Origin of the sequence: Pseudomonas sp. GD04158, assembly GCF_029834875.1 — a bacterium.
Lineage (GTDB): Bacteria > Pseudomonadota > Gammaproteobacteria > Pseudomonadales > Pseudomonadaceae > Aquipseudomonas > Aquipseudomonas hydrolytica.
This window is the reverse complement of the sequence record NZ_JAODYT010000056.1, coordinates 17908-28108: the sequence shown is the minus strand read 5'-3', so window position 1 is coordinate 28108 and position 10201 is coordinate 17908. Positions and strand designations below refer to the sequence as shown.

Sequence of the window (10201 nt, the reverse complement as noted above, 5' to 3'; positions counted from 1 at the left end):
ATCAAGCCCACCTACGGCCGCGTTTCGCGCTGGGGCATGATCGCCTACGCCTCCAGCCTCGACCAGGGCGGCCCGCTGGCCCGCACCGCTGAGGACTGCGCCCTGCTGCTCGGCGCCATGGCCGGCTTCGATGCCAAGGACTCCACCAGCGTCGATCAGCCGGTGGATGACTACCTGGCTGCGCTGGCCCAGCCGCTGGCCGGCCTGCGCATCGGCCTGCCCAAGGAATACTTCGGCGCCGGCCTCGACGCGCGTATCGGCGAGAAGGTGATGGCTGTGGTCGAGGAGCTGAAAAAGCTCGGCGCCACCGTCAAGGACATCAGCCTGCCGAACATGCAGCATGCGATTCCCGCCTACTACGTGATCGCCCCGGCAGAAGCCAGCTCCAACCTGTCGCGCTTCGATGGCGTGCGCTTCGGCTATCGCTGCGAAAACCCGGTGAACCTCGAAGACCTGTACAAGCGTTCGCGCGGCGAAGGCTTCGGTGCCGAGGTCAAACGGCGCATCATGGTCGGCACCTACGCGCTGTCGGCCGGCTATTACGACGCCTACTACATCAAGGCGCAGCAGATCCGCCGCCTGATCAAGAACGACTTCGTCGCCGCCTTCAAGGATGTCGACGTGATCCTCGGCCCGACCACGCCCAACCTGGCCTGGAAGCTGGGCGAGAAGAACGCCGACCCGGTGTCCGCCTACCTGGAAGACATCTACACCATCACCGCCAACCTGGCCGGCATCCCCGGTCTGTCAATGCCGGCCGGCTTCGTCGATGGTCTGCCGGTGGGCGTGCAGCTGCTCGGCAACTACTTCCAGGAAGGTCGTCTGCTCAATGTCGCGCACCAGTACCAACAGGTCAGCGACTGGCACAAACAAGCACCGACTGGTTTCTGAGGAATAGACAGATGCAATGGGAAACAGTAATCGGGCTCGAGATCCACGCTCAGCTCAGCACGCAATCGAAGATCTTCTCGGCCAGCGCCACCAGCTTCGGCGCCGAGCCCAACACCCAGGCCAGCCTGATCGACCTCGGCATGCCCGGCACCCTGCCGGTGCTCAACGCCGAGGCGGTACGCATGGCGGTGAAATTCGGCCTGGCGATCGACGCACATATCGCGCCGCAGAACGTCTTCGCCCGTAAGAACTACTTCTATCCGGACCTGCCCAAGGGCTACCAGACCAGCCAGATGGATCACCCCATCGTCGGCAAGGGCCATCTGGACATCACCCTGGAAGACGGCACCGTCAAGCGCATCGGCATCACCCGCGCGCACTTGGAAGAGGATGCCGGTAAGAGCCTGCACGAAGACTTCCACGGCATGAGCGGCATCGACCTGAACCGCGCCGGTACGCCGCTGCTGGAGATCGTCTCCGAGCCGGATATCCGCAGCGCCAAGGAGGCGGTGGCCTACGTCAAGGCCATCCACGCCCTGGTGCGCTACCTGGGCATCTGCGACGGCAACATGGCCGAAGGCTCGCTGCGCTGCGACTGCAACGTTTCCGTGCGCCCGAAAGGCCAGGAAGCCTTCGGCACCCGCGCCGAGATCAAGAACGTCAACTCCTTCCGCTTTATCGAGAAGGCGATCAACCACGAGATCCAGCGCCAGATCGAGCTGATCGAGGACGGCGGCAAGGTCATCCAGGAAACCCGCCTGTACGACCCGAACAAGGACGAGACCCGCTCCATGCGCGGCAAGGAAGAAGCCAACGACTACCGTTACTTCCCCTGCCCCGACCTGCTGCCGGTGGTGATCGAGCAGAGCTTCCTCGACGAGGTGCGCAGCCAGCTGCCGGAACTGCCGACGCAGAAGCGCGAGCGTTTCCAGAGTCAGTACGGTCTGTCCACCTACGACGCCAGCGTGCTCTCGGCCAGCCGCGAGATGGCCGAGTACTTCGAAGAAGTGACCAAGGTCTGCGGCGATGCCAAGCTGGCGGCCAACTGGGTGATGGGCGAGCTGTCCAGCCTGCTCAACAAGGAAGGCCTGGAGATCGAGCAGTCGCCGGTTTCCGCCGAGCACCTGGGCGGCATGATCCTGCGCATCAAGGACAACACCATCAGCGGCAAGATCGCCAAGATGGTGTTCGAGGCCATGGCCGCCGGTGAAGGCAGCGCCGATGCGATCATCGAGAGCAAGGGCCTCAAGCAGGTTACCGACAGCGGCGCCATCGAGGCGATGCTCGACGAGGTGCTGGCCGCCAACGCCGAGCAGGTCGAGCAGTACCGCGCCAGCGACGAAGCCAAGCGCGGCAAGATGTTCGGCTTCTTCGTCGGCCAGGCCATGAAAGCCTCCAAGGGCAAGGCCAACCCGGGGCAAGTGAACGAACTGCTGAAGAAGAAGCTCGAAGGCTGAGCCAGGCCGTTTCGCTTGATACTGAAAAACGCCGGTTCCCCCGGCGTTTTTTCATGGGGAAAGAACAGATGACGATCCGTAGCCCGGATGCAATCCGGGAACCTTCATTGCCCCGGATTACATCCGGGCTGCGCACCTGCGCATTACTCGGCGCGCTCGCCCTGCTGGTCGGCTGCTCCACCTTCGGCGGCGGCTCAGGCAGCAGCGAGACCGGCAAGGCCTCCTACTACGGCGACCGCCACCACGGGCGCAAGACCGCCAGCGGTGAACGCTTCGATCAGCAGGCGCTGACCGCCGCACACCGCAGCCTGCCGTTCGGCAGCCGGGTCAAGGTCACCAACCTGAACAACGGCCGCACCGTGGTGGTCCGTATCAACGACCGCGGTCCCTTCGTGCGCGGGCGCATCATCGACGTGTCGCGACGCGCGGCGCAGCAGCTGGACATGCTGCGTGCCGGCGTGGTGCCGGTGCGAGTCGAAGCGCTGGACTGAACAGGGTCGGTAACAAATCGCTGCCAGCACCCACTGGCGCGGCGATACGCCATCGCTACACTAGCCGCACTTTTTTCGGAGCTTTCCTGCAATGACAATGATGACCTACGTCTACCTGATCGCCGGCCTGGTGCTGCTGGTTGCCGGTGCCGAAGTGCTGGTGCGCGGCGCCGCCAAGCTGGCTGCGCAGTTCGGCATTCCGCCCCTGGTGATCGGCCTGACCGTGGTGGCCTTCGGCACCAGCGCCCCGGAAACCGCGGTCAGCGTGCAATCGGCCTTCAACGGCAGTGGCGATCTGGCCATCGGCAACGTGATCGGCAGCAACATCGCCAACGTGTTGCTGATTCTCGGCATGACCGCCCTGGTGGCGCCGCTGATCGTCTCGCGCCAGCTGATCCGCCTCGACGTGCCGATCATGATCGGCGCCAGCCTGGTGGTCTATGCCCTGGCCTGGGACGGCGCGCTGAGCCGCCTCGACGGCGCCCTGCTGTTCGGCGGCGTGCTGACCTACACCGGTTTTCTGATCTACAGCGCACGCAAGGAAAACAAGAGCGACGATGACGAGTTCGCCAAGGAATTCGGCCTCGATGAACCGGCCAAGCCCTATGCCTGGGTCATCAACCTCGGTCTGATCGTCGCCGGCCTGGCGCTGCTGGTCGGCGGCTCCAACCTGCTGGTCGAAGGCGCCGTGCAACTGGCCCGTGCCCTCGGCCTGTCGGAACTGGTGATCGGCCTGACGGTGATCGCCATCGGCACCTCGCTGCCGGAGCTGGCCACCTCGATCATCGCTGCCTTCAAGGGCGAGCGCGACATCGCCGTGGGCAACATCGTCGGCAGCAACATCTTCAACCTGCTGTGCGTGCTGGGCCTGGCCTCGCTGGTATCGCCTGCTGCCATTTCGGTATCGCCCAATGCCCTGGCCTTCGACTTCCCGGTGATGATCGCGGTTGCCGTCGCCTGTCTGCCGATCTTCTTCACCGGCTTTCGCATCAACCGCTGGGAAGGCGCCCTGTTCCTCGCCTATTACGTGGCCTACACCCTGTATCTGGTGCTGTTCAGCACCGGTCGCCCGTTCGCCCAGACCTTCGGCGACGCCATGCTCGGTTACGTGCTGCCGCTGACCGCCGTCACCCTGGTGATCGTCGCCGGGCGCTCCTGGCACAACCATCGCAAGGGGGGCATCTGAGCATGACCGACAACCATGACCGCGGCGTGCAGGTGCGCCGCGAGGTGATGGGCGACGCCTTCGTCGACCGTGCCCTGGGCAATGCCACCGAGTTCACCCAGCCGCTGCAGGACTTCGTCAACGAACACGCCTGGGGCGGCGTGTGGACCCGCAGCGGCCTGCCGCGCGCGACCCGCAGCCTGATCACCCTGGCAGCGCTGACCGCGCTGAAATGCCCGCAGGAACTCAAGGGCCACGTGCGCGGCGCACTGAACAACGGCTGCACCGTCGAGGAAATCCGCGAGACCCTGCTGCACTGCGCGGTCTACGCCGGCGTACCGGCCAGCATCGATGCCTTCCGCGCGGCGCAGGAAGTGATCGAGGAATACCAGCGCAACGTTTCCTAGGACTTCGTAGGGTGCGCCGTGCGCACCAGCCATCACCGCCATCGGGCGCATGGTGCACCCTGCCGCCCGCCCTTAGATCCAGCCGCCCCACTGCAGTATCAGCAGCCCGACGTTGGTGGTGATCACCGCCGCCAGCGTGGTGATGACGATGATCGCCGCCGCTAGTTCATGGTTGGCGCCCACCGCGCGGGCCATGACGAAACTGGCGGCCGCCGTGGGGCTGGCGAAGTAGAGAAAGAGGATCGCCAGGTCCGCCTCACGGAAGCCGTACATCCAGGCGCCGTAGGTGGCTAGCAACGGCAACCAGACCATCTTCATCAGGCTGGCGCTCAGCGCAATGCCGCTGCTCTGCCGCAGGGAAGCCAGGCTGAGGGTGCCACCGATGCAGATCAGTGCCAACGGCAGGGTCATCTGCGCGAAGTATTCGGCCGAGGTCATTAGCCACGCCGGCAGCGCGATCTGCCAGTAGGCGAAGGGAATGGCCAGCAGCACACCGATGATCAGCGGGTTGATCAGAATGCTCCTGGCGATGGCCAGCGGCCCGGTCCTGGCTCCTGGGCTGTAGATGGCCAGGACGATGGCCGAGAGCACGTTGTAGCAGAGGATCACCACGCCACCGAGCACCGCGCCCAGGGACAGGCCGTAGTCGCCGTAAAGGCTGGTGGCCAGGGCCAGACCGATGATGCCGTTGTTGCCGCGAAAGGCGCCCTGGGTGTAGATGCCGCGCTCGGCATGGGCAATGCGCCAGATCGCCCAGCCCCAGGCCAGCAGGAAGCAGACCAGGGTGGCGGCGACGAAGAACAGCAGCAGCGCCGGTTGCAATGCCGCGCTCAGATCGGCGCGCACGATGCCGAGAAACAGCAGGGTCGGCATGGTGCCGCGAAACACCAGGCTCGAGGCGGTGTCGATAAAGGCGCGATCGATCCAGTGCAGGCGCTTGAGCGCCACGCCGAGAAACAGCATGGCGAACACGGGCGCGGTGATGGCGAGGGTTTGTGCAGCGACGGCGAACATGGCGACACCAGCAGGTTGTCTGACGACCTATGTTAGCTGGCTAAGCATCCTTCGACCATGGGCAATAGCCGCGCAGTTGTAGGGTGGGCCGGGGCATGCTTCGCCATTGGCAAAAGCTACGCAGTTGTAGGGTGGGCCGGGCGGCGGGTCTAGGTATGCAAAGGCTCAGCGACGAACCGGGCGCTTCTGCAATTTGCGCTGCAACGTGCGGCGGTGCATGCCCAGGGCGCGGGCGGTAGCGGAGATATTGCCCTCGTGCTCGGCCAGCACACGCTGGATGTGCTCCCACTGCAGGCGGTCCACCGACATGGGGTTTTCCGGCACCAGACTGTCGAGGTCGGCATGCTCGGAAAGCAGCGCGGTGAGCACGTCATCGGCATCGGCCGGCTTGCACAGGTAGTTGGCCGCGCCGCGCTTGATGGCCTCCACCGCAGTGGCGATGCTGGAATAGCCGGTGAGGATCACCACACGCATCTCGGCGTCCAGCTCCAGCAGCTTGGGCAGCAGCACCAGACCGGAGTCGCCCTCCATCTTCAGGTCGACCACGGCGTAGTCCGGCAGGTCTTCCTTGGCCAGCGCCAGGCCCTCGTCGGCGCTGGAGGCGGTGGACACGCGCAGGCCGCGGCGGCTCATGGCCCGCGCCATCACACGGGTAAAGGTAGGGTCGTCGTCGACCAGCAGCAGATGGGGCTGCTCTTCACCTTCGAACAGGGATTCTTCGCTCATGCTGGGTTTTCCTTGTCAGGCCACGCCGTAGGCTCGCGGTAACTTCAATTCGGTGAGGGTGCCGCCTTCCTCGTGGTTATACAACTTAACCGTGCCGCCGGCACGGGTCACGCTGGCCTGGCTGAGGAACAGACCAAGACCGAAGCCCTTGCCCTTGGTGGTGAAGAAAGGCCGCCCGAGCTGCTCGGCGATGGCCAGCGGCACGCCGGCGCCGTGGTCGCGGATGCTCAGGCGCAGCCACTGGTGGTCCCAGTCCAGGCGAATGTCGAGTTTGTCCGGGCAGGCGTCGGCAGCGTTGTTGAGCAGGTTGAGCAGCGCCTGGGTCAGATCCGCCGGCGGCATGATGCGCGGCGGCGTGCCACGCCCCAGGCACTGGTAGCGGTAGCTGGCCTCGGGGCGCATCAGGTGCCAGCGGTTGAGGGTGGTTTCCAGCCACTCGACGCAGGATTGCTCCACCACCGCCTGACGCCGGTCGTTCTCGGCGGCACGCACCAGTTGCTGCAGAGTGTACTTGCACAGCTTGACCTGCTCCTGCAGTAGCGCCAGGTCGTCCTGCAGCGCCGGGGTGTCGCGGTACTCCTGGCGCAGCTCCTTGAGCAGCACACTCATGGTGCCCAGCGGCGTGCCCAGCTCGTGGGCAGCGCCGGCAGCCTGGGTGGCCACGGCCAGCAGTTGCTGGTCGCGCAGGCTTTCCTCGCGGCGCTCGGCGCGCAGCTCGTCCTGGCGGCGCAACTCCTCGGCCATCTTGGCGACGAAGAAGGTGATCAAGGACGCCGCCAGGGCGAAGCTCAGCCACATGCCGTAGACCAGCAGGCTCTCGCGCGCGGCGGGCAGCTCGAGCGGGTGGGTCCATACCAGCAGCAGGGTGTAACCGGCCAGCGCCAGACCGGCCAGGACGATGGTGAACATCCACGGCAGGGTCGCCGCGGCGATGGTCAGCGGCACCAGGTAATAGGAGACGAAGGGGTTGGTCGAGCCGCCCGAGTAATACAGCAGCACGCTGTGAATGATCAGATCGCAGGCCAGTTGCACGGCGTATTCGAACTCCGTCACCGGCCAGGGGCCACGCAGGCGCACAGCCGTGCCCAGGCACAGCAGCAGGGAAATGCCAAGGGTGACCGACAACTGCAACCAGGGCAGCGGTAGCATGCCCGACTTGTAGGCGAGACCGACCGAGCCGGCCTGAGCCGCCAGCACGAGAATACGGATGAGGGTCAGGCGCCAGAGGTTCTGGCGACTGGCGGATAGCAACTGCACGGGCTCGAGCATGGCGACTCCATTGGTTGCGGCGAGTATAACCAAGCCTGGCGCGGCCTTCCGCCGCTGCGGCAACCGGCCGCACGCCCCCGCTGCCGGCGGATTGCCGAGCGGGCTGAAAAAAATTTCATCGGCGTTAACCCGGATCGCCACTCGCCTACGTCTAACCTCGGGAAACGGCCAACAGGCCATCGAAAAAAGGAACCGCACCATGCGCACCATGACCCGTATCGCCACCGCCCTCGCCCTGACCGCCGCCAGCCTGGCCAGCACCGGCCTGCTGGCCGCCGAGGCGCGCTACAACCAGATCGCCCTGCGCGCCGAGGTCAACCAGGAAGTGGCCCACGACCTGATGCACGTCACCCTCTATACCGAGGCGCAGCATGCCGACCCGGCCAAGCTGGCTGCCGAGATCACCAACACCCTGAACAAGGCGCTGGAGCAGGTGCGCCAGGTCCGTGGCGTTTCGGTCAAGCTGGGCAGCCGCCACAGCTATCCGGTGTACGACGACAAGGGCCAGAAGATCACCGCCTGGCGCGAGCGCGCCGAAGTGCGCCTGGAAAGCGCCGACTTCGCCCGCCTGTCCGCGCTGACCGGTGAGCTGCTGCAATCGATGAAGATGGCCGGCATGGACTTCAGCATCGCCACCGACACGCGCAAGACCCGCGAGGACGCCATGCTCAAGGACGCCGTCAACGCCTTCAAGGCACGCGCCCAGCTGGCCACCGAAGCACTCGGCGGCAAGGGCTACAAGCTGGTCAGCCTGAACCTCAACACCGGTGGCTTCCAGCCGCCGATGCCGATGCGCGCGTATGCCGCCAAGGGCATGGCGATGATGGAGGCGGCACCGACCCCGGAAATCGAGGCCGGCACCAGCCAGGTCACGGTCAGCGCCGACGGCGTCATCGAAGTGCAGATGCCCTGAACCACGCCCCGCAACAACGCAACGCCGTTATCGCCAGATAACGGCGTTTCGCCATCTTTTTCCTGCGATTTTTTCATAAATGCGACAGCAAGTTACAACGCTGTAGCGCTAACCATTTCCGGCGCGACATCTCGCTTGCCTCGGGCACAGGGGCTGCATAGCTTCGGTGGTGGCCTCCACAAGAGGCTCCTCAAGGATCACAACCACAACAACGATGAGGTCAAGATGCGCAAGAACGCCGTTATCCAGGCTTTGCTTACCGCTGGGCTGATCGCCAGCGCCCCCCTCGCCAGCGCCGCCAATCTGGTGTTCTGCTCCGAGGGCAGCCCCGCCGGTTTCGACCCCGGCCTGTACACCACCGGTACCGATTTCGACGCGGCAGCGGAAACCGTCTTCAACCGCCTGACTCAGTTCGAGCGCGGCGGCACCCAGGTCGAGCCTGGCCTCGCCGAGAGCTGGGAGGTCTCCGACGACGGCCTGACCTACACCTTCAAGCTGCGCCCCGGGGTGAAGTTCCACACCACCGAGTACTTCAAGCCCAGCCGCGAATTCAACGCCGACGACGTGCTGTTCACCTTCAACCGCATGCTCAACAAGGACGACCCGTTCCGCAAGGCGTACCCCACCGAGTTCCCGTACTTCACCGACATGGGCATGGACAACAACATCGCCAAGATCGAGAAACTCGACGAGCACACGGTGCGTTTCACCCTCAACACCGTCGATGCCGCGTTCATCCAGAACATGGCCATGAGCTTCGCCTCGATCCACTCCGCCGAGTACGCCGACCAGTTGCTCAAGGCCGGCAAGGCTGCGGACATCAACCAGAAGCCCATCGGCACCGGCCCCTTCGTGTTCAGCCGTTACCAGAAGGACGCGCAGATCCGTTACAAGGGCAACCAGGACTACTGGAAGCCGGACGACGTAAAGGTCGACAACCTGATCTTCGCCATCAACACCGACCCGTCGGTGCGCATGCAGAAGCTGCGCGCCGGCGAGTGCCATGTCAGCGTATTCCCGCGCCCGGCCGACCTGGAAAACCTGAAGAAGGACCCCAAGCTGCAAATGCCCGAGCAGGCTGGCTTCAACGTCGGCTACCTGGCCTACAACACCGAGCACAAGCCACTGGACAAGCTCGAAGTACGCCAGGCGCTGGACATGGCGATCAACAAGCCGGCGATCATCAACGCCGTCTACCAGGGCGCCGGCCAGGTGGCGGTCAACGGCATGCCGCCGACCCAGTGGTCCTATGACGACACCATCAAGGACACCCCCTACAACCCGGAAAAGGCCAAGGAACTGCTCAAGGCTGCCGGCGTGAAGGAAGGCACCGAAATCACCCTGTGGGCCATGCCCGTGCAGCGCCCATACAACCCCAACGCCAAGCTGATGGCCGAGATGCTGCAGGCCGACTGGGCCAAGGTCGGTATCAAGGCGCGCATCGTCAGCTACGAGTGGGGCGAGTACAACAAGCGCGCCAAGGCCGGCGAGCACGACACCCTGCTGATCGGTTGGACCGGCGACAACGGTGACCCCGACAACTGGCTGGCCGTGCTGTACGGCTGCGACGCCATTGGCGGCAACAACTACAGCCGCCTGTGCAACAAGGAGTTCGACGCGCTGATCAAGAAGGCCAAGGCGATCAACGACCAGGAAGAACGTACCGTGCTCTACAAGCAGGCTCAGCACCTGCTCAAGGCCGATGTGCAGAACACGCCCATCGCCCACTCCACCGTGTACCAGCCGATGCGCAAGGAGGTGCAGGACTTCCGCATCAGCCCGTTCGGCCTCAACTCCTTCTATGGTGTGAGCATCGGCAACTGACGGCAGACGGCGCACCTTGGGGTGCGCCGTTTCTATCTGGATCG

At 64.8% G+C, this 10201-nt stretch carries 10 protein-coding genes; 7 read left to right on the top strand and 3 right to left on the bottom strand.

The window, feature by feature from the left end; translation table 11 throughout:
* The 5 genes from N7333_RS18380 to N7333_RS18360 form a co-directional block, all read left to right on the top strand.
* A partial coding sequence (locus tag N7333_RS18380; protein WP_279859197.1) for an amidase family protein occupies window positions 1-891 on the top strand: 891 nt, incomplete at its 5' end.
* 11 nt (window positions 892-902) lie between these two features.
* A complete protein-coding gene (gene gatB / locus N7333_RS18375) occupies window positions 903-2348 on the top strand; it encodes an Asp-tRNA(Asn)/Glu-tRNA(Gln) amidotransferase subunit GatB (protein ID WP_003242851.1) in 1446 nt (481 codons plus the stop codon).
* Window positions 2349-2416: 68 nt separating this feature from the next.
* Window positions 2417-2839: a septal ring lytic transglycosylase RlpA family protein gene (locus tag N7333_RS18370; protein WP_129482899.1), complete on the top strand. Its 423-nt coding sequence runs from the start codon at window positions 2417-2419 to the stop codon at window positions 2837-2839.
* A gap of 91 nt (window positions 2840-2930) precedes the next feature.
* Window positions 2931-4025, top strand: a complete 1095-nt coding sequence (locus N7333_RS18365; RefSeq protein WP_003242849.1) for a calcium/sodium antiporter — start codon at window positions 2931-2933, stop codon at window positions 4023-4025.
* A gap of 2 nt (window positions 4026-4027) precedes the next feature.
* Window positions 4028-4411 (top strand): carboxymuconolactone decarboxylase family protein, encoded by a 384-nt coding sequence (locus N7333_RS18360; protein WP_129482898.1) that lies wholly within the window; start codon window positions 4028-4030, stop codon window positions 4409-4411.
* 72 nt (window positions 4412-4483) lie between these two features.
* Here the strand turns inward: N7333_RS18360 and N7333_RS18355 are convergent, their stop codons facing one another.
* From N7333_RS18355 to N7333_RS18345, 3 genes are all read right to left on the bottom strand, one after another.
* Window positions 4484-5425, bottom strand: a complete 942-nt coding sequence (locus N7333_RS18355) for an AEC family transporter (RefSeq protein ID WP_129482897.1) — start codon at window positions 5423-5425, stop codon at window positions 4484-4486.
* Between the two features lie 165 nt (window positions 5426-5590).
* Window positions 5591-6151: a response regulator transcription factor gene (locus tag N7333_RS18350; protein WP_003242846.1), complete on the bottom strand. Its 561-nt coding sequence runs from the start codon at window positions 6149-6151 to the stop codon at window positions 5591-5593.
* 15 nt (window positions 6152-6166) lie between these two features.
* On the bottom strand, window positions 6167-7420 hold the full coding sequence (locus tag N7333_RS18345; RefSeq protein WP_003242845.1) for an ATP-binding protein: 1254 nt from the start codon (window positions 7418-7420) through the stop codon (window positions 6167-6169).
* A 199-nt stretch (window positions 7421-7619) separates the two neighbouring features.
* Between N7333_RS18345 and N7333_RS18340 the strand changes: the two genes are divergently transcribed.
* Window positions 7620-8333 carry an SIMPL domain-containing protein gene (locus N7333_RS18340; protein ID WP_129482896.1) on the top strand — a complete coding sequence of 238 codons (714 nt, stop codon included), beginning with the start codon at window positions 7620-7622 and terminating at the stop codon, window positions 8331-8333.
* A gap of 225 nt (window positions 8334-8558) precedes the next feature.
* Window positions 8559-10157, top strand: a complete 1599-nt coding sequence (locus tag N7333_RS18335) for an ABC transporter substrate-binding protein (protein WP_129482895.1) — start codon at window positions 8559-8561, stop codon at window positions 10155-10157.
* Window positions 10158-10201: the final 44 nt, after the last annotated feature.